At 58.4% G+C, this 19,473-nt stretch carries 20 protein-coding genes and 1 pseudogene; 17 read left to right on the top strand and 4 right to left on the bottom strand.

The genetic code is table 11. The features are described 5' to 3' along the window. Nucleotides 1-93: 93 nt before the first annotated feature. A complete protein-coding gene (locus IC231_RS12605; RefSeq protein WP_190784835.1) occupies nt 94-1,878 on the bottom strand; it encodes an IPT/TIG domain-containing protein in 1,785 nt (594 codons plus the stop codon). A gap of 11 nt (nt 1,879-1,889) precedes the next feature. Further along, entirely contained in the window at nt 1,890-2,771 is an 882-nt protein-coding gene (gene sucD / locus IC231_RS12600) for a succinate--CoA ligase subunit alpha (RefSeq protein WP_190784834.1), read from the bottom strand. Nucleotides 2,772-3,094: 323 nt separating this feature from the next. Here sucD and IC231_RS12595 point away from each other — a divergent pair. Together IC231_RS12595 and IC231_RS12590 are read left to right on the top strand one after the other, a co-directional pair. Next, nucleotides 3,095-4,069, top strand: a pseudogene (locus IC231_RS12595) (PLP-dependent cysteine synthase family protein); the annotation flags it as partial. 66 nt (nt 4,070-4,135) lie between these two features. Then, on the top strand, nt 4,136-4,558 hold the full coding sequence (locus IC231_RS12590) for a response regulator (RefSeq protein ID WP_190784833.1): 423 nt from the start codon (nt 4,136-4,138) through the stop codon (nt 4,556-4,558). 85 nt (nt 4,559-4,643) lie between these two features. Here the strand turns inward: IC231_RS12590 and ade are convergent, their stop codons facing one another. Next, nucleotides 4,644-6,299, bottom strand: a complete 1,656-nt coding sequence (ade, locus tag IC231_RS12585; RefSeq protein ID WP_190784832.1) for an adenine deaminase — start codon at nt 6,297-6,299, stop codon at nt 4,644-4,646. A 321-nt stretch (nt 6,300-6,620) separates the two neighbouring features. Between ade and IC231_RS12580 the strand changes: the two genes are divergently transcribed. From IC231_RS12580 to IC231_RS12555, 6 genes are all read left to right on the top strand, one after another. Further along, complete coding sequence (locus IC231_RS12580) at nt 6,621-7,313, top strand: hypothetical protein (RefSeq protein ID WP_190784831.1); 693 nt, start codon at nt 6,621-6,623, stop codon at nt 7,311-7,313. A gap of 10 nt (nt 7,314-7,323) precedes the next feature. Beyond that, nucleotides 7,324-7,725, top strand: coding sequence for a hypothetical protein (locus tag IC231_RS12575; RefSeq protein WP_185887545.1), 402 nt, complete (start codon nt 7,324-7,326; stop codon nt 7,723-7,725). 38 nt (nt 7,726-7,763) lie between these two features. Then, a complete protein-coding gene (gene cmk, locus IC231_RS12570; RefSeq protein WP_190784830.1) occupies nt 7,764-8,492 on the top strand; it encodes a (d)CMP kinase in 729 nt (242 codons plus the stop codon). 131 nt (nt 8,493-8,623) lie between these two features. Beyond that, the gene (locus IC231_RS12565) at nt 8,624-9,508 is read left to right on the top strand and encodes a 4-hydroxy-3-methylbut-2-enyl diphosphate reductase (protein ID WP_190784829.1); all 885 of its coding nucleotides are present in this window, start codon (nt 8,624-8,626) and stop codon (nt 9,506-9,508) included. A gap of 181 nt (nt 9,509-9,689) precedes the next feature. Next, nucleotides 9,690-10,238, top strand: coding sequence for a DUF502 domain-containing protein (locus IC231_RS12560; RefSeq protein ID WP_190784828.1), 549 nt, complete (start codon nt 9,690-9,692; stop codon nt 10,236-10,238). Between the two features lie 70 nt (nt 10,239-10,308). Further along, a complete protein-coding gene (locus tag IC231_RS12555; protein WP_190784827.1) occupies nt 10,309-11,100 on the top strand; it encodes an alpha/beta fold hydrolase in 792 nt (263 codons plus the stop codon). Nucleotides 11,101-11,119: 19 nt separating this feature from the next. Here the strand turns inward: IC231_RS12555 and IC231_RS12550 are convergent, their stop codons facing one another. Further along, nucleotides 11,120-11,569, bottom strand: coding sequence for a DoxX family protein (locus tag IC231_RS12550; protein WP_190784826.1), 450 nt, complete (start codon nt 11,567-11,569; stop codon nt 11,120-11,122). Nucleotides 11,570-11,876: 307 nt separating this feature from the next. On the opposite strand from IC231_RS12550, the gene IC231_RS12545 reads away from it, so the two are divergent. The 9 genes from IC231_RS12545 (at nt 11,877) to IC231_RS12505 (ending at nt 19,462) form a co-directional block, all read left to right on the top strand. After that, nucleotides 11,877-12,164, top strand: coding sequence for a 2TM domain-containing protein (locus IC231_RS12545; RefSeq protein ID WP_190784825.1), 288 nt, complete (start codon nt 11,877-11,879; stop codon nt 12,162-12,164). Nucleotides 12,165-12,291: 127 nt separating this feature from the next. After that, entirely contained in the window at nt 12,292-13,419 is a 1,128-nt protein-coding gene (locus IC231_RS12540) for a PQQ-dependent sugar dehydrogenase (RefSeq protein WP_190784824.1), read from the top strand. Nucleotides 13,420-13,525: 106 nt separating this feature from the next. Then, entirely contained in the window at nt 13,526-14,002 is a 477-nt protein-coding gene (locus IC231_RS12535) for an ATP-dependent zinc protease family protein (protein WP_190784823.1), read from the top strand. A 61-nt stretch (nt 14,003-14,063) separates the two neighbouring features. Further along, nucleotides 14,064-15,014 carry a 30S ribosomal protein S6--L-glutamate ligase gene (rimK, locus tag IC231_RS12530; protein ID WP_190784822.1) on the top strand — a complete coding sequence of 317 codons (951 nt, stop codon included), beginning with the start codon at nt 14,064-14,066 and terminating at the stop codon, nt 15,012-15,014. A gap of 187 nt (nt 15,015-15,201) precedes the next feature. Then, nucleotides 15,202-16,329, top strand: a complete 1,128-nt coding sequence (locus IC231_RS12525; protein ID WP_211539033.1) for a succinylglutamate desuccinylase/aspartoacylase family protein — start codon at nt 15,202-15,204, stop codon at nt 16,327-16,329. 93 nt (nt 16,330-16,422) lie between these two features. After that, entirely contained in the window at nt 16,423-17,094 is a 672-nt protein-coding gene (locus IC231_RS12520) for an OmpH family outer membrane protein (protein ID WP_190784821.1), read from the top strand. A 165-nt stretch (nt 17,095-17,259) separates the two neighbouring features. Continuing rightward, the gene (locus tag IC231_RS12515; protein ID WP_211539031.1) at nt 17,260-17,811 is read left to right on the top strand and encodes an RNA polymerase sigma factor; all 552 of its coding nucleotides are present in this window, start codon (nt 17,260-17,262) and stop codon (nt 17,809-17,811) included. After that, the gene (locus tag IC231_RS12510) at nt 17,808-18,533 is read left to right on the top strand and encodes a hypothetical protein (protein WP_190784820.1); all 726 of its coding nucleotides are present in this window, start codon (nt 17,808-17,810) and stop codon (nt 18,531-18,533) included. Before IC231_RS12515 ends, IC231_RS12510 begins: the two co-directional genes overlap by 4 nt. After that, nucleotides 18,530-19,462: a hypothetical protein gene (locus tag IC231_RS12505; RefSeq protein ID WP_190784819.1), complete on the top strand. Its 933-nt coding sequence runs from the start codon at nt 18,530-18,532 to the stop codon at nt 19,460-19,462. The genes IC231_RS12510 and IC231_RS12505 overlap by 4 nt, the downstream gene beginning before the upstream one ends. Nucleotides 19,463-19,473: the final 11 nt, after the last annotated feature.

The raw sequence follows: 19,473 nt of genomic DNA, 5'->3' as shown, positions 1-19,473 counted from the left end.
CGTGGTGCCGGAATGAGGATTACCTATTTTGGGCGATAACCAAGGGATGAGATGCTCTAATTAGGCTAGACTTCTGTATGACAGGAAGGATGATCATTTCTTTATAATACGTACTATGCGCTGGCCTTCCTTGTTCTGTACATGCAATAAGTAGCTGCCTGTTGGCAAAGAAGTTGGCAACGCCAGTGGCTGCCCTTTTATTAGCTGAATGGGAGCTAGGACATTCCTGCCCAGTAGGTCGTACAGGGAAACCTGTGCATTCCCAATTCCTTCAATTACAAGCTGGTCGGACGCCGGATTCGGAAATATCTGTAGGTTTGGTAGCGCCTGGATAGTCTGCGTGTGCAGCACACTATAATCGGTTATACCAATGTCGTCGATGTTGATGCGAGGATTGGTTGCGGCCGTAGTATTCGTGCTGCTAAAGCGAAAACGGACATTGCCCGTGCGGTTGGCAGTAAAAGAGTATTGGGTAAGTGTGCTGGTAAGAATGGGCGGGGAAGTATTCCCCAAGAGGCTATTGTAAGTTACACCCCCATCAGTTGATATTTCAGGCACAAATGACGCTCCTGTTTCGGTGCTATAGTTGGCGGCACTCACCGTTACTATCCCCGCCCCGTTAGGTTTATCGGTGTCCATTTCCAAAAAGCCACCCCCTCGTAGCCGGCTCGACTTAGTACCATTAAACTTGTCAGCGCCGGCCGTAGTGCCAATCAACGACTCTGCGAATGTCCAGCCGCCACTTGGTAGTTGCACCGATGCGGTAGCATAACTGGTTTTAGTGCCTTGCTCAAAATCCTCAAAAAAGGGCGGTTGTGCAGTCGGTACTACAAATTGTGTAGGGCTAACAGCACCACCATTACTATTTGTAAGCGTGATAAAGCCAGTAGTAGCGCCCGCCGGAACCACAGTGTAATACTCAGTCGAACTGGGCACCCTTTGGGCAATGGCTGCGGGCGTACCGCCGAAAAAAATGGCAGTGCTTCCGCTTGGTACATAAAGATTGGTGCCTCTGATTGTTACCAGCGTACCCGGTGCTCCGCTGGTAGGCGAAAATCCGGTAATGGTAGGCGGGCTAGGATTGACAGTGAAAAACTTCATGCCACCACTGCCGCCCCCGCCTGGCGGTGGATTGCTAGCATAGAAATACGAAACCAAAGGAGTGGCCACGCTAGGCAGCAAAACCAGCGCCGTGAGCTGCGTGGAGGAAACGTAGTTAGCCGTGATGTTGCTCGAACCGGCCTGAAAACTGACCGTAGCACCAGGCACAAAACCGGTACCATAAAAGTTGATGAGCATCTGCGTGCCGCCGGGGCCGGAAGTTGGCGAAATGCTGGTGAGGACGCTAGCTGGATTCGGCGTGGGAGCCGCCGTTACGGTCCCAGTAACGGCCAATAACTGGTTTGTAGCTCCCGTACTGCTCACCACTACATTGCCACTAACAGAACCAAGTGCCGCCCCGGTCAAACGTACGTAAAGTGGCACGTTGGTAAATATGCCGCTTGACTGAGTGAGGGTAATAGATGTAGCAAAGCTATTGCCCGAAGTCCATGATATCTCGAATCCAGTAGGAGCTGTAGCCGTCACGTTGCCAGTCAGGCCGCTGCCGCTCACCTGCACAAGTTGCTGGGCCGATGGGGTACCAACCGCCGTTGTAAATCCTGCCAGACTAGATGACGATAAGGTCACAGTTGGCACGTTTTGGCTATAAGTAAATTGGCAAAGCAACGCAGATAGCAAGGTGATGAGTAGAGTAGCGGTTTTATACATGGTCGTTAAAATTTGAGTAACAGGATGGTCTTGATTATGGTTAATGCAAAATATAAATTGTTTAATAAAAAAGCCCCGACGCGCGTCGGGGCTTTTTTTATTAAACAAAAACAGAAAGCTTACTTACCGCCCAGTACGCGTAGCATGGTGTCGCCGATTTCGGCGGGCGAATCCACTACGTGGATGCCGCACTCGCGCATGATGGCCATCTTGGCCGCCGCCGTGTCGTCGGCACCGCCTACGATGGCGCCGGCGTGGCCCATGCGGCGGCCGGGAGGGGCCGTCTGGCCGGCAATGAAACCAACCACGGGCTTCTTGTTGCCGGTTTCCTTGATCCAGCGAGCCGCTTCGGCTTCCATGCCACCGCCGATTTCACCGATCATCACGATGCCTTCAGTTTCGGGGTCGTTCATCAGCAGCTCCACCGCTTCTTTGGTGGTGGTGCCGATGATGGGGTCGCCGCCGATGCCGATGGCCGTGGTCTGGCCCAGGCCGGCTTTGGTGAGCTGGTCAACGGCTTCGTACGTCAGTGTGCCCGACTTGGAAACGATGCCGATTTTGCCTTTCGTGAAGATAAAGCCGGGCATGATACCCACTTTGCACTCGCCGGCCGTCATCACGCCGGGGCAGTTCGGCCCGATCATGCGCAGGCCTTCTCGGCCTTTCAGGTATTCCTTCACCGCAATCATGTCCTTGGTCGGAATGCCTTCGGTGATGGTAACGATAACCTTAATGCCTGCGTCGGCCGCTTCCATAATAGCGTCGGCGGCGAAAGCCGGAGGCACGAAGATGATGCTGGTATCGGCACCGGCCTGCTCTACGGCTTCAGCTACGGTGTTGAACACAGGACGGTCGAGGTGCATGGTACCGCCTTTGCCGGGCGTTACGCCGCCAACCACGTTGGTACCGTACTCAATCATCTGCTGCGCATGGAACGAGCCTTCAGAGCCGGTGAAGCCCTGTACTATCACTTTAGAATCCTTATTTACCAGAACACTCATTAGAAGAGGGGGTTAGAGGAGTTATTCGGTTGGGGTGGGGGAGGCGGCCCCTATGGGGCAACCGGTGTGCAAAAGTAGCCTTTTTTGGGGGCGGGGCAAGGTGAGAATCAGAGGAAAGGCAACCAGATGAATCTGCGGTTGGCATCAGAATGATTCCGGAGTTGAAAACGCCGGGATAAAGAGCTATAGCAGTGTGAGTTGAAGAGAAAATCTTGGAAAGTGTATCTGGACAATACAGAACAACTGGCTGGGGCGGCCGGCCGAAATCCGTACCTTTGTGGTTCTCTCACGCAAATTCCCCCTCTCACTTCTCACGCTTACGCATGTACCTGAACAATATCATTGAAGCCATTGGCAATACGCCGCTGGTGAAGCTCAACAGCGTCACCGATGGCATCAAAGGCACCATTCTGGCCAAGGTAGAATACTTCAACCCCGGCAACTCGGTGAAAGACCGGATGGCCGTGAAAATGATTGAGGACGCCGAGAAAGCCGGCCTGCTCAAGCCCGGCGGCACCATCATCGAGGGTACCAGCGGCAACACGGGTATGGGCCTGGCGCTGGCAGCCATTGCCCGTGGCTACAAGTGCATCTTCGTGATGAGCGACAAGCAGAGCAAGGAGAAGCAGGACATTCTGCGCGCCGTAGGAGCCCAGGTGGTGGTATGCCCCGTAGACGTAGCGCCCGAAGACCCACGCTCCTACTACTCCGTGGCCAAGCGCTTGAGTGAGGAAACACCCAACTCGTTCTACCCGAACCAGTACGACAACATGTCGAACACGGCGGCGCACTACGAAGGCACCGGCCCCGAAATCTGGAAGCAGACGGAAGGCACCATTACGCATTTGGCCTGCGGTGTGGGCACCGGCGGCACAATTTGCGGCACGGCACAGTACCTCAAGGAGCAAAACCCGGCCGTAGTAGCAGTAGGCCTCGATACCTATGGTTCCGTGTTCAAAAAGTACAAGGAGACGGGTATTTTCGACGAAAACGAAATCTATCCTTATAAGACCGAAGGCATTGGCGAAGACATTTTGCCCAAAAATGTTAACTTCGATCTGATTGACCTGTTTATTAAAGTAACCGACCAAGATGCTGCTGTCATGACACGGCGTCTGGCAAAAGAAGAAGGGTTGTTTGTTGGCTGGTCCTGTGGCTCGGCTGTGCATGGCGCCTTGGAATATGCCCGGGAGCACCTGAAAGAGGACGATACCATGGTTATTATTCTGCCCGACCATGGCACGCGCTATTTGGGCAAAATCTACAACGACGACTGGATGCGTGCGCAGGGCTGGCTGTAGCTCGGCTGCATCTGCCGGCTCAGTCACTCGCTTTACAGCCTACCCTAACTAAACTCTTGCCTTATGTCGAAAAAGCTGCGCAATGTGGTGCTAGTGGATGACAACGAAACCACCAGCTTCCTGAACAATCGTTTGCTGAACCGGCTGGAGGTAGCGGACCGAATCCACACATTCTCCCGTGCTGAGCAAGCATTCCAGTTTCTGTGGGGACCCGACCAGACCGGAGTTGGCCCCGATGACATACCGGAACTCGTGTTCGTGGATCTGAAAATGCCCGGTATGGATGGCTTTGAGTTTCTGAAGCTGTACGACGAGCTGCCAGAGGCCGCCAAAGAAAGAACTGTCATGGCCGTTCTCACTACTTCCATGCACGCTGCTGATACGGCGCGAGTAGCCCAATACCCCAACGTAGAGTATTTGGCAAAGCCGCTGACAGAGGAGAAGATGGAAAAACTGATGAAAAAGCGGTTTGCGCTGGCAGAATAATTCTTAAGATAGTCCGCAACCACCCTCACTAAAAACGCCCACTGGTCTGACCAGTGGGCGTTTTCTTTTGCCAGGCGGTAGGCAGCTAGACTACGGCTTCCACAAACCGAAACGACTCCCCATCGAATAGGCCTTTGTCGCTGAGCTTGAGGCTGGGGATAACCAGCAGGGCCATGAATGAAAGCGTCATGAAGGGTGCGCCCAGTGGCGAGCCTAGCCGCCTCGACAGCGCATCAATTGCGGCATAGTCGGCGGCTACGCGGTAGCCATCCTGCCCCGACATGAGGCCAGCAACAGGTAGAGGCAAAAGCAGTTCCTCGCCATTGGCACCCACCGCTGCCAAGCCACCTTTCGCCTCCATCACTAGGTTCACGGCCCGGGCTATGCTTTCATCGTCACAGCCGACGGCCGTGATGTTATGCGAGTCGTGGCCGACGCTGCTGGCCAGGGCGCCCCGCTTCAGGCCAAATCCTTTGATGAACGCCACTGCTGGCGGGGCCGCATGGTAGCGGTTTACCACAGTCAGCTTGAGTATATCCTGTGCCACATCAGGCATCACTAGGCTACCTTCAACGTGGGCTGGTACATCGTGGCGGGCCGTAATAAGCTGCCCATCGAAGCACTCAATCACCCGGATAACCGACTCGCTGGCACTGGGAGCCGGCAAGCGGAAATCAGCCGGCGCCACCATGTGGGCATGAAAGTTATTAACCTCACGACCGGGCACTGATGGAATACGGGTCTGGCCGTTTTCAGCCACCAGCTCACCGTTCAGATACGTTTGCTGCACCCGGAAATCGATGAGGTTATTCACCACGATAAAGTCGGCCGGGTCATTCTCCCGAAGTAGCCCGACGGGCAGCCGGTAGTGCTCTACGGGGTTGCGGCAGGCAACGCGCAGCACCTTCAGTACATCGTGGCCCAGCGCCACGGCCCGCTGCACCAGCTGGTTTATATGCCCTAGCACCAGCGTGTCGGGGTGCTTGTCGTCGGAGCAGAACATCAGGTGCTCGTAATGCTCGGGTAGCAGCTCGATTAGGGCATCGAAGTTGCGGGCCGCCGAGCCTTCCCGAATCAGAATTTTCATGCCCACGGCCAGCTTGTCGAGGGCTTCTTCGGCCGTGAAGCATTCGTGGTCGGTGCTGATGCCGGCCTCGGCGTAGCGCTTGGCATCGGTGCCGCGCAGGCCTGGGGCGTGGCCATCCACGGGCCGGCCGTACTGCTGCGCCAGCCGGATTTTCTCCATCACCAATTTGTCGCGGTGCAGCACACCGGGCCAGTTCATCATCTCCGCCAGATAGCCGATTTCGGGATTCTGGAACAACTGCTCGATATCGGCAGCGGTTATTTCGGCCCCGGCCGTTTCAAACGGGGTGGCTGGCACGCACGACGGTGCCCCAAAACAGAACTTAAATGGTACCTGTCGGCCGCTTTCGAGCATGAACTCCACGCCCTCAACACCCAGCACATTTCCAATTTCGTGCGGGTCGGAAACGGTAGCCACGGTGCCGTGCACCACGGCCAGCCGGGCAAATTCGGCGGGCACCAGCAGCGAGCTTTCTACGTGCACGTGCGCATCCACAAAACCCGGCAGCGCATACGGCAGCGCCGGGTCGGGAGTAGTAGCGCCGGTGTGGGTTAGGGCGGCAATCCGGCCATCGGCCACCAGTAGGATTGCAGGAGTAATGGTATTGGCAAACAGGTCGATGACGTTGGCTGTAAGCTGAAAACCGACGGGCATATAGCAGGAGGTAAGCGAGGGGAAAGTTGAGGTTAGGCCACGGCCAACGGGTAAAGAACCGTATATTTGCCGAAAATCTGTGCCGGTGAGAAAGATTGTGACTTTGCTGATGGCCACCCTGGTTTTGGGTTCGGGCCTTGCTGCTACGGGCTGCGCCAGTCGTACGCCTCAGCAGAAAAAAACCTCGGCCATGAAGCGCAAAGCTAAATTTGGCAAGATGCCCTGTCCCTGTGATAGTCATTAGCTACTGGCCGACTGCTCTGCCACCGGCTGTTGGGCTGCTGCCAGCATGCAACGTCAATTGTCTCTAATCCCGGATCAGTGAAATTTTACCTGTCGTACAGCGCTGTGCTGTTTCTGCTGCTGAGCTTACGCCCTTCCGGAGCGCAGGCGCAGCGTCGGGCTGCCGCGTTTCCGGCTCCTGTGCCTGCCCCAGCCGCCGACCCTATGCTTCGGCGAGGCGCTGGCCATGCCGGCAGCTACCAAGCGCTGGATGGGCAGTGGTACACAGTACAGATAGATGGATGGGAAAACGACCGGGTCTATCTGCGTGACGAAGGAGGCGTTTTTGCTGCCTATTCGCCCACTGATCTGAAGCGGTTTGTGTATCTGGGTGATACGGTGGTGGCCGCTGATGCAGTAGCCATGCCGCGTCGGCGCTTTCTGCGCCGCCCTCAGCCCCGCCTGGTGCCCGCCGCCTTCGCCCGCCAGCTCTACCGGGGTGGGGGCTTCCAGTTGCTCAGCTACGACCCCGCTCGGCCGGCTACCCTCACTACCGCGCTTTCCAGCAGCATGTTGCTGCGCAGTGGCAACGAGCCGTGGCAAGTGCTGCCAACAAATACGGTTAAGTTTAACCAACTTATGCTCACCCTGCTCGGCACCGACCCGGAGCTGGTGCCCGGCTTGCAGGCCGGACAATACCACCTCCGGCGTGATGCCGCGCAGCTTTTGGAACGCTACGCCGACTGGCAGACGCACCGGTTTTTACAGTCGGCTGCGCAGTCAGGACGCTAATTTTTTGCCTATGTCTTCACCCGCCGAATCCCCTGTTGCCTCCTTACTTGCCGCCGCCGAGGCGGTGCGCCAGCAATTACAGGTAAATGCCTATGACGCTGCTGCCGTGCAACGGCTCGACGAGTTCATCGAAGCCCAGCGGCCCGGCATCAAGCCTGCCGACCGGGAGGGCATCGTGACGGCGCTGGGGTGCTTTCTGGGGCAATGCCTGGTAAGCACCTACGGCGGCACATGGGCCCAGGGCCCGGATGGCACAACCGGCGTGGGCATTCAGCAAAACAGCTTTTTCAATCCTTTCTACCGCATTGCGCAGCAACTCGATAAGGGCCAGCCTGAGTCGGTGGCAGCGTTTTTTGCGAGCATACCCGAACGACTGGCTGCCGCGCCACGTCGCAAAAACTGGATTTCGTGAGTTCACCCAGCAGCCACTCTGTGCCGAGAGAATCAGCCATGAAAAAAATCGTCATTGCCATCGATGGCTACTCTTCCTGCGGCAAAAGCACCACGGCCAAGGCAGTGGCTGCGGAACTGGGCTACGCCTACATCGATACCGGGGCCATGTACCGGGCCGTGACGCTCTACCTGCTGGAGCACGACATTGCCTTCGACAACCTGCCGCAGATTGAGCAGGCCCTGCACGAAATGCACATCAGCTTCAAGCGCAACCGCAAAACCGGCCGCAACGAGTTGTGCCTCGATGGCCAGATCCGGGAAGACGAAATCCGGCAGATGCGGATTTCCAACCTCGTGAGCGAAGTATCGAGCATTCCGGCCGTGCGCCACGCCATGGTGGCGCAGCAGCAGCGCATGGGCCGCAAGCGGGGCGTGGTGATGGATGGCCGCGACATCGGAACCACCGTTTTTCCGGATGCCGAGGTGAAAGTGTTCATGACGGCCGAAGTAGTGACCCGCGCCGAGCGCCGCCAGGAAGAGCTGGCCGTGAAGGGCGAGCAAGTGGCGGTGGAGGAAATTGTGGAAAACCTGCGAAAGCGCGACCACCTCGACTCCACCCGCACCGAAAGCCCCCTGCGCCGCGCCACCGATGCCGTACTGCTCGACACGACCCACATGATGATCGACGAGCAGGTGGATTTCGTATTGGAACGGGTGTCGGCGACGCTGTTTGCGCTGGCGGCCGGCGCCGGCGCCGAACGGAATGGCGGCGAAGTGGTTGTATAACAGGAGGAAATAGTTGCTGGCGTCCGGTGGCAAGGCAGCATCGGGCATCAGAATTGCATAGCCGTTCTGCTGCCTCCGCTTTTCCACCTACTCCACCCTCCACCTACTTCGTACGCTGCACCCCAAGGGCTATGAACGTTACCATTGACAAGAATTCCGGCTATTGCTTCGGCGTCGAGTTTGCCATTCAGATGGCCGAGGACGAACTGGCCCAGGATGAAACCCTGTACTGCCTCGGCGACATTGTGCACAACCGCATGGAAGTGGAGCGCCTGCACGGCAAAGGCCTCCGCATAATTGACCGGGAGCAGCTCGAAAACCTGCACGACTGCAAAGTGCTGATTCGGGCGCATGGCGAGCCGCCGGAAACCTACCAGCTGGCCCTGCGCAACAACATCGAGCTGATTGACGCCTCCTGCCCGGTGGTACTTAAGCTCCAGAACCGCGTGAAGCATGCCTTCGATGCCAGCCAGCGCCAGAATGGCCAGATTGTGATATACGGGCAGCCGGGCCATGCCGAAGTGGCCGGCCTCACGGGCCAGACCGGCAACCGCGCCATCATCATCATGACCGAAGCCGACCTCGACCAGGTGGACTTCGCGCGGCCCGTGACGCTCTTCAGCCAGACCACCAAAAGCACCGCCGGCTTCTACCACATGAAAGCCGTAATGGAGGAGCGCATTCAGGCGGCCGGCGGATCATTGGAGTCGTTTGATGCCAACGACAGCATCTGCCGGCAGGTCAGCAACCGGGAGCCGGCCCTGGCGAAATTTGCCGTGGAGCACGATGTAATTGTGTTCGTGAGCGGACGAAAGAGCTCCAACGGCAAGGCCCTGTTTTCGGTGGTGAACAAAACCAACCCGCGCAGCTACTTTGTAGAAAACGAGCAGGAACTGGACGAAGCATGGTTTCATGATGCCCAATCAGTGGGAATTTGCGGTGCTACCAGCACCCCCATGTGGCTCATGCAACGCGTGAAAGAGCGGATAGAAGAAGTAGCCGAGCACGTAGTGTAAGCCTCCCCGAACTATACTAACCTGTAATAAGCTTCCCTGCGCTTTCTTCCATAATAGGAATAGCGCAGGGAAGTCTTTTTTGAGTGTCGGGCAAGTATTGGTATAGCCGCGCTTTAGCAGTTAATGCCTGATTTTTCTATCTAGGCCAGGGCAAGGCGCCGCCGTATAGTACATTCGCGGCATGCGTAAACTGTTCAATTACTTTCTCAACGGGTTTCTTATCGTGGCGCCCATCGGCCTCACGATATATATTCTGTACGCCGTATTCAATTGGCTCGACAACCTGTTTCCCAACTACGGCGTGCCGGGCCTGGGGCTGGTGGTGGCCGTGTTCCTGGTGACGATAATCGGGTTTGTGGCTAGGTCGTTTATGGTGCGGCCCTTCCTGGTTATTGCCGAGCGGCTGCTGCACCGCACACCCCTGGTCAGCATCATCTATTCCAGCCTCAAAGACCTGTTCGATGCCTTCGTCGGCGACAACCAGAAGTTCAATTGCCCCGTGCTGGTGCGCCTCAATGGCCAGGACAACGTCTACAAAATGGGATTCATAACGCAGGATAATCTGGCGGCGCTGAACCGCGAAGACCTGGTGGCGGTGTATTTTCCGCACTCCTACAATTTCTCCGGCGAGTTGGTGCTGGTGCAGCCGGCCGCCATATCCTACCTGGAGTTGCCCAGCAGCGAGGTAATGAAGTTCATCGTGTCGGGTGGCGTGTCGCGGATAGGGTAGCGGGAGCAGGAAGGGAATATGGGCGCAAAACCAACAGGGCGCTACGCACGCAGAATCTAAATCTTACCGTATGCCAAGCCGCCTGCACTACCACGTATATGGCGCCGGGCCGCGCGTAGTGCTGGCTTTTCACGGCTACGGGCAGAGCCAGGGGCACTGGCACGCTGTGATAAACGCGTTAGGTGATGGGCTGACCGTGTATGCCTTCGACCTGTTTTACCACGGCCGCAGCCACCTGCTCAAAGCTGATGCTCCACTCCGCAAACAGCGGCTGGCCGAAATGCTACATGACTTTCTGCGGCAGGAAGGCATCCACGAATTCAGTCTGCTGGCCTTCAGCATGGGCGCCAAATTCGCGCTGACAGCCGCCGAGCAGTTTCCGGAGCGGGTAAAGAACATCTGGCTGATTGCGCCCGACGGTTTGCAACGGCAGTTCTGGTATGCGCTGGCTACCTATCCGCCCTGGATGCGCGGCGTGCTGGGCCGGGCCGTGCTGAAACCCGAGAATCTGCTGCGGTTTCTGGGGCGGCTGGAAAAGCACCGGCTGGTGCCGGCCCGCCTCGTGCGCTTCGCCGAATGGCAGCTGGATAGCCGCGAAAAGCGCCTGCGCGTATACCGCAGTTGGGTTGGTTTTCGGCAGCTCACCTTCGATTTGGGCCAGCTGGCCGCCGTGCTCAACCGCCGCCCTATTCCCGTCACGTTTCTCCTGGGCCGCCACGATGTGGTGATTCCGCATGCTGGCTTGGAGCGTTTTACGGGGGCGTTGCGTGCCGGCCGCACCATATTGCTGGAGGCCGGGCACGGCGGCCTGCTGCACAACGTGGCCGCCTACCTGCGCCAGCATCTGGACGTGCGGCTCTAGCAAGCCAGTAAGGCTAATACTATTGTTTCTGCTCCCGGAAAATCTTGTTGTCTACCGAAAACCGGCCTGGGCCCACCACCATAAAAAACAGAAGCAGCCCTAGCACCACCATAGAAACCCAAAGCTCCCGGTTTTCCAGTTCCAGTCCATTCTGAGGATTTACGATAAGCACGGCTCCCAGCAGGATAGGAATCTGGCAAAGCAGCGCAAACCGGGTCAGGGCCCCGGCGGCTATCATGAGCCCGCCAACAATATGAAAGATGCTGAAAAAGATCGACGCTCTTTTGAGCTCGGCCAGGCTCTGCTGTTGGCTCAGCAGGTAAAAAACGTCACTGGTGTGGTCCAGAAAGGCAATGCCCTTCACAAACAGGAACAGACCCAGCAGAATACGCAGCACATCCATCCAGACCGGATTGGAGGAGCTGTTGCGGCGGTGCCCGGCCAAAGGCAACTTATGGGAGAGTTCCATGTCCTGGGGGTAGAAGTGAAAATCCAATCCTGACTGAATTTACAAAATCCACCGCACATGGTACTGCTATAGCGAAGCTGCCGGGCCGGAAGCCTCCGTATGGCCTGGGCCATGCTAGACACTACTGAGGCATATGTATGGAAAAACAGGAAGAATGCCAGCGCGAACCTACCGGAGCACACTACAGCCCGGCTGCGTTTTTTGCGGGTTCAACCGCCGAAGTTGCCGCTTGGGGAATATTCAGTTGTGTATATTTAAGGAGCCGGCTAGGTTTGAGCATTCATCCACCAAAACTCCTTCTGTCTCCATGGAAACCACCGAACGTGACCCGCAGCTGTGGCGTATGGCAAAAGACCGCGCCAAATTTAAATCACACCTGTTCACCTACCTCACGGTGAATGCCCTGCTGTGGGCCATCTGGGCCCTGACGGGGCGGGAGTCGCACCCGATTCCGTGGCCGGTGTGGTCTACTGTGTTCTGGGGTTTTGGCGTGCTCATGAACGGTATTGGTGTGTATGGCGGCTTCGGCCGGGCCCAGCTCTCGGAGCGCGAGTATGAGCGGCTGCAGCGCCAGCAGCGCGAAGGGCGAATATAAAGCACAGGCAGAGTAAGGCCACCGGAGCCGCAGGGAGTGCAGCCTAGAACTGCTGCCCCGTGGCTCCGGTGGCCTTGTGCATACATCCCGGCAACCTTCGGGAGCTATCTGCGGTTTGACGCAGTATATGACGACGCGCCACTTCCTTCCTGTACTGCTGCTGGCTCCGGTGCTGCTGGCAGCTTTTGCCCCGGCTCGCCCCACAGCCGCCCCCGATGCTAACCTGAGCAAGATTAAGCTGCCCGCCGGCTTCACGATTAGCTACTTCGCACAAGGCGTAAAAAGTGCCCGCGAACTGGCTGTCGGGCCCGATGGCACTGTGTACGTGGGTACCAAGGACGACAAAGTGTACGCCCTGCCCGACCGCAACAAGGACGGCCGCGCCGATGAAGTCGTGACGGTGGCGACGGGCCTGAACGCGCCCAATGGCGTGGCTGTGCGCAACGGGGCGCTCTACGTAGCCGAAATCAACCGCATTCTGCGCTACGACAACATTGCCACGCGCCTCAGGCAGAAGCCCAAACCGGCCGTGGTGTATGACAAGCTGCCTAATAAAGACTGGCATGGGTACCGCTACATTGCCTTCGGCCCCGATGGCAAGCTGTATGTGCCCGTGGGCGCACCCTGCAATTCCTGCCTGCCCGAAGAACCCATCTATGGTACCATCAACCGCCTGAATGCCGACGGCACCGGGCTGGAAGTATTTGCCCAGGGCGTGCGCAATACCGTTGGTTTCGACTGGAGCCCGCAGGATAAAGCGCTGTGGTTTACCGACAACGGCCGCGACATGCTCGGCGACAACCTGCCCGCCGATGAGCTGAACCGCGCCGCCAATGCCGGCCTACACTTTGGGTTTCCGTACTTCTTTGCCGGTGATGTACCCGACCCGCAGCTTAGCAAAGGCCGCTCCGCCGATACCTACCAGAAGCCCGCCCGTAAGCTGGGGCCACACGTGGCGGCGCTGGGTATGAAATTCTACACTGGCAAGCAGTTTCCGGCCCAATACCGCAACCAGATTCTGATTCCGGAGCATGGCTCCTGGAACCGAAGCAGCAAAATCGGGTACCGCATTATGCTTGTGAAACTCGATGCCACGGGCAAGCAGGCAACTTCCTATGAGCCATTTGCCGAGGGCTGGCTGCAGGGCCAGAAGCCCTGGGGCCGCCCCGTATGCTTGCTGGTGCTGCCCGACGGCTCGCTGCTTGTCTCCGACGATCAGAACGATGCCGTATACCGCATCAGCTACAAAGGCTAAGCAAAAAGGCTGTGAGATGGTAAGTTAGCCGCACCTCGCGTAGTGACTACACCGCCGGCAGACCCGCATTTCACAATCTCACCATTTCGCCTTTACTTGTCCGCCGATGAAAAAGCAGCGCGTACCCAAGCGTATTGTAGGTCGGCGGGAGCTGGTAGACTTTCCGCAGTTTCAGCTGTGGGGAGTAGAGGCCAAGGTGGATACCGGGGCCTACACCAGTGCCATCCATTGCTCCAATATTCATCTGGTAACGGATGCTGCGGGCCGCCAGCGCCTGCATGTGCAGCTGCTCGACCCCTCGCATCCGGACTTTGATGGCAAGCCCATGGAATTTGCTGAGTTCAGTCTGCGCGACATCAAAAGTTCCAACGGCGAAGTGCAGGAACGCTACGTTATCCGGGCTATCCTGCGGATATTTGGCGAAGATTTCAACACCGAGTTTTCGCTCTCTGACCGCTCCGACATGAAATACCCAGTGCTGCTGGGGCGCTTGCTCTTGCGCCACGGCCGCTTTGTGGTAGACGTAACGCGGCGCAACGTATCTTCCAAAACCCAACTTGCCGCAGATTCTTCGCGGTCCTGATACGCCCGGCGTATTCTCTTGCAGACGCTTCTGCTCCACTCCACCTTCTCTATTCTCTCTGATGAAACTGGCGATTCTATCGCGCGAGCCGAAGCTGTATTCTACCACCCGCCTTGTGGAGGCCGCTACGCTGCGGGGCCACGAAGCCGTGGTTTTAGATCATCTACACTGTAATCTGGTGCTCGAAAAGGGCAAGCCGGGCATTCTGTACGAAGGCCGGACGCTGGAAGGCATCGACGCAATTATTCCCCGTATCGGGGCTTCCGTCACGTTTTATGGCTGCGCCGTAGTGCGTCAGTTTGAAATGATGAAAGTGCGCACGGCTGTAGAAAGCCAGGCCATTGTGCGTAGCCGCGACAAACTCCGCTCCATGCAGATTCTGTCCCGGGCCGGGGTGGGCATGCCCAAAACGGCCTTCACCAACTACTCCGACGAGGTGCCAGCCATGATTGAGCAAGTAGGCGGTGCGCCGGTCATCATCAAGCTGCTGGAAGGAACGCAGGGCCTGGGCGTGGTGCTGGCCGAGTCGGCGAAGGCCGCGCAATCGGTGATTGAGGCCTTCCATAACCTGAAGGCGCGCATTATTGTGCAGGAATTCATTGCCGAAAGCAAGGGCGCCGATTTACGGGCCTTTGTGGTGAACGGCGAAGTAGTAGGCGCTATGAAGCGGCAGGGCAAGGAAGGCGAGTTCCGCTCCAACCTGCACCGCGGCGGCTCCGGCACCCTCGTAAAACTTACCCGCGCTGAAAAAGCGGCGGCCCTGCTGGCGGCTAAGGCGCTGGGCCTGGGCATTGCGGGCGTGGATATGCTGCAGAGCAAGCGCGGCCCGCTGGTGCTGGAAGTGAATTCGTCGCCGGGGTTGGAGGGCATCGAAAAAGCCACCGGCCTTGACATTGCCGGCCGCATCATTGAATACACGGCGGATATAGCACAGCGCAAAAAGTCCAAAGCCGGCACCAAGCCCCGCCAGAAACAGCCCATGCCCGACAACCAGTCGGATGTACCGATGTAGCTGGGCGGAAACGCGAAAAACATTGCCTGAGCGCGGGCTGCGCAAATTCCGCTGCTTTCTATATCTTCCGTTGCCGCAAGCCACCTTTGGCATAGCAGTGGTGGCGCCGGCCTGAATCACAGCAGTAAGCTGAGCGCCCTCTGAATCTCCAGCTTCAGATGCGGCAGCTTTTCCGCGAGGCACTATCGTGAGTACGTTCTACAAAGCGCGGAGCTGGAGCTTCGCGCTGCATCCGCCGATGGATTTGACTGCTACTGCCGCGTCTGCTGATATCTGCCTCAACGGCCTCACCATCAAGCCTGGTGAGCGAATTCTGACGCGGCTGGTAATTTCGCGGCTGCCCTCGGGTACGGTCATCGATATTCCGGTCCATGTGTTCCGCTCCGTCGTGCCCGGCCCCACGGTGCTGCTGATGGCTGGCATGCATGGCGACGAGGTAAATGGCATCGAAATCATCCGGCGCCTGATCCGGCGCGACTTGTTGCGGCCCCTGAAAGGCACCATCATTGCCATTCCCATCCTCAACATCTATGGGTTTCTGAATTTCTCGCGGGATGTGCCCGATGGCAAGGATGTGAACCGGAGCTTTCCCGGCAACCCCCGTGGCTCGCTGGCCAGCCGCGTAGCGCACCGCTTCATGCGCGAAATCATGCCGTTGATTGATTATGGCATCGATTTTCATACGGGCGGCGCGGCGCGCTCCAACATGCCCCAGATCCGGTGCCTGCTGCACGAAGACCCCGAAACCGACGCCATGGCTGCCGCCTTTGCCGCACCTTTTACGCTGCACGCCGCGCTGCGGGCCGGCTCCCTGCGCGAAACGGCTATGCAGCAGGGCAGGCGCATCATTGTGTATGAAACCGGCGAGTCGCTGCGGCTCGACGAGCCGGGCATTGACCTAGGCATTGCGGGCACGTTTCGGGTGCTGCACCACCTGGGTATGGTGGCCGAAGCCTCCCGGCCGGAGCACCCGGGCGTGGTGTGTTTGCGCCATACGTGGCTGCGGGCCAAGTTCGCGGGACTGTTCCGGAGTCTGGTTCGCAACGGCGACTATATCGAGAAAGGCCAGGTGTACGGCTCCGTTGCCGACCCGTACGGCGAAACGGCCGTGCGGCTGGAAGCCCCGGTATCGGGCTACGTCATCGGGCTCAACCACATGCCGGTCGTGAACCAGGGCGATGCGCTGGTGCATGTAGGCCGCACCGATGCGGCCCCCAGCCGTGTGGACCTGGCGCCGCCCTACGAAGAAAAGCCCATGAAGCCGCTGGAGCACGACCCCGACGACCCGGAAGACGACGAGCCGGAAGCGCCCTGAGTCCGGTAGTCAATTTAATCCGAAGACCTTCGTTTCTTTGGGGAGCCGTTTGCCGGTGGCAGGCGGCTTTTTTGTTTTTCTCTTATTCCCCGAATGAAAAATTCTCTCCAACTGGCCATCAATGCCGTGCTGGTCATTGCCGTGGCTGTGCTGTTCTATTTGCATTTCGCCAACAAGCCCGCCGCGGCTCCCACCCGCAAAGCGCCGGCAGTAGTAGCATCTACCGATTCCAGCGGTGCCGTAACGGAAGCCACTGTAGAGCCGGAGGAAACAGATGCGCTAACCACTGCCGCCGCCGATACCGACAAGGTAGCCTACGTGGAGTCGGGCAAGCTGTTGGACGGCTACAAAGGCATGCAGGATGCCCGCAAGAGCTTCGAGGCGAAAGCCAGAGGCTGGGAAGCCCAGAACCAAAAGCTGGTACAAAGCTTCCAGACGGCCGTGCAGCAGTATCAGAAGCAGGGTGAAAGCATGACTGCCGAGCAGCGCGCCGCCACCGAGCAGAAGCTGGGAGCCCAGCAGCAGCAGGTAGCGCAAAGCCAGCAGAAGCTGCAGCAGCAGGCCCAGCAGGAAGAAGCCAAGATGACCGAAAACGTGCTCGGCCGCCTCAACAAGCAGCTTGAGAAGTACGGCAAAGCCAACGGCTACCGCCTGATTCTGATTGCGGCGCCCAGCGGCACCATTGCCTACGGCCGCAAAGACCTCGACATTACGCCCCAGGTGCTCAAATACCTGAACGCCGAATACGCCGGCAGCAAGAAATAATCTGACCCGTAACGGACTCAGCCAACGCCTGCTCTTCTTCAAGGGCAGGCGTTTTTGTGTCTGGTAAGGAGGCTCCGGCGCTGCCAGAGCCATTTTCAGGAAAAAGTTTTTCGTCCGGCCAACCTTTTCCGGTGCACGCGGCACTTTCCGCCAACTCCCTCTTCCGTGACTGTGCTGCCCGCCTCTATTTCTTCCGATGACGAACAGCTGCTGCTGAACGGCTGCCTGGCGCAAGACCGGGCGGCGCAGTACCAACTCTACCAACGCTACAAAACCGCCATGTTCTCCTGTGCTCTTCGCATCCTCAACGACCGGGACCTGGCGCAGGATGCCTTGCAGGAAGGCTTTGTAGATGTATTTCGCAACCTGGGCGGCTTTCGGCAGCAGTCCACCCTGGGCGCCTGGATTAAGGCCATTGTGGTGCGGCGGGCCCTGCGGGTGCTGCGCCAGGAGCAGCGCATGGAAATCTATAACGAGGCCCGCCACCCCGAGCCTACTGTTGCCTGGCACGACAGCCTGACGGGCGAAGCCCTGGAAAAGGCCATTGGCGAGCTGCCGGCTGGCTACCGGGCGGTATTCTGCCTGATTGAGGTGGAAGGCTACCTGCACCGCGAAGTAGCCGAGTTGCTGAACATTACGGAAGGCACCAGCAAGTCGCAGCTTTTCCACGCCAAAAAGCTGCTGCAAGTGAAACTGCATCATTACTACCACGCATGAGCCAGACCCCTGACACCCCCGAAACCGGGCGGGAGCACCTGCGGCGGGCCCTGCACCACCTGCCCACCCACGAACCCGCCGCCGCTACCTGGCCGCGCATTCTGGCGCAGCTTACGGCCGAAGAAGCTGTAACCCGCACCCTGCCGCACCTGCCCACTCACGAGCCCGACGATGCCCTTTGGAACGCCATAGCAGCCCGCCTGGATGCCCCGGAGGAAACGCCAGTGTTCCGGACCCCGGACCCTGTGCCTCAGATAAAGTCCCTGTGGCCAGCTGCCACGTTGCGGTGGGTGAGTGGAGTAGCAGCGGCAGTGCTGATGCTGCTGGCTGCCTGGCTGTTGCGCCCGGCATACGCTCCCCAGGCGCTACCCGACGCGGTGGCTACCACCGAAGCCGCCGCTCCGCTCGAAACCATTGCCTACAGCGAAGAAGTAGTGACGGCTCCTGCTGCCAGCCCGGCTGCTCCGCTGGCCTTCGACCCGCTGGGCCAGCAGGGCGTAGCTTTTATTGATGCGCATTGCACCTCGCTGCCCACCGTGTGCCAGTCCGATGAGTTTCAGCAGCTGCGTAGCCAGCTCTCGGAGCTTGAAACCGAGGAACAGAGCCTGCGCCAGGATGTGCGCCGGTTTGGCAGCACGCCGGAGCTGGTGCAGCACCAGGTGCATATCACTACCCTGAAAGCCACCGTCACGCGGGAGCTGATTCAACTGCTCATCTCATGAAAAATATACTGTTGATGCTGCATCGGATGCGCCTGTACGGTGGTCTGGCTGTGCTTCTGGCGAGCATGCCGCCAGCGCAGGCCCAAAATAAAGTACAGGTCGTGACGCGCACCATTGAGCAAACGCTGCCCTGCCCGGCCGGAGTGCTGGTACGGGTGCGCGCCGAAAAAGCTACGCTGCGAATACAGGGTTGGGACAAGCCTACAATGCGCGTGGTGCTGCGCCTGATAGCGCGCCATCCAGAGCGCACCGTGGCTGAAAAAGAGCTGACTGTAGCACGGCATCTGATAGAAAAAAGCGGCGGCGTCATCGACTTGGTCAACTACTTCGCGCTGCCCCCCGGTGTAACAGCGGTACGCAGCGACCTGCGCGCCGAATACACCGTGCAAATGCCGGCCGGCAACCCGCTGCAGGTCATCAATGCCTACGGCCAGACCTACCTGACCAATCTTTCGGGCAAGCAGAAGCTGGAGCAGGATTTCGGGCAGATAGTTCTACAGGATATGGGCGGCAGCCTCAATGCTCTTATTCGCTACGCCGACCTCAACAGCACGAACACCAACTTCAGCTTTACCTGCGAGGCCGATAAGTCGGCGCTGAGCCTGGTAGGGGCGGGGGGCAGCTACACCATCCGCAACCGGTACGGCAGTGTGCTGCTGGAGCCTACCGCCGAACTGAAGAGCGTGTTTATAGATGCGCAGCGCACGGAAGTGAAGATTGGAGTGCCGGAGCTGGGCCTTTACCAGTACAACCTGAGCACTGCCCACAGCACGCTCACGGTGCCGGCCAGCTACGCGGGTGGCGTGCGTAAAACCACCGGCCAAGAGTCGCTGCGCGTCAGCACGGCGGCGCGGCTGCCGCTCATCCGGGTCCTGACTTCCTATGCCCCCATTACGCTGCAGGCGCAGCCCTTACTCATCCGGCGCTAATTGCCTCATCA

This window comes from Hymenobacter duratus, from assembly GCF_014698995.1.
GTDB classification, from domain to species: domain Bacteria; phylum Bacteroidota; class Bacteroidia; order Cytophagales; family Hymenobacteraceae; genus Hymenobacter; species Hymenobacter duratus.
Note: the sequence above shows the minus strand (reverse complement) of the source record. Positions and strands in the feature narration are given on the sequence as shown.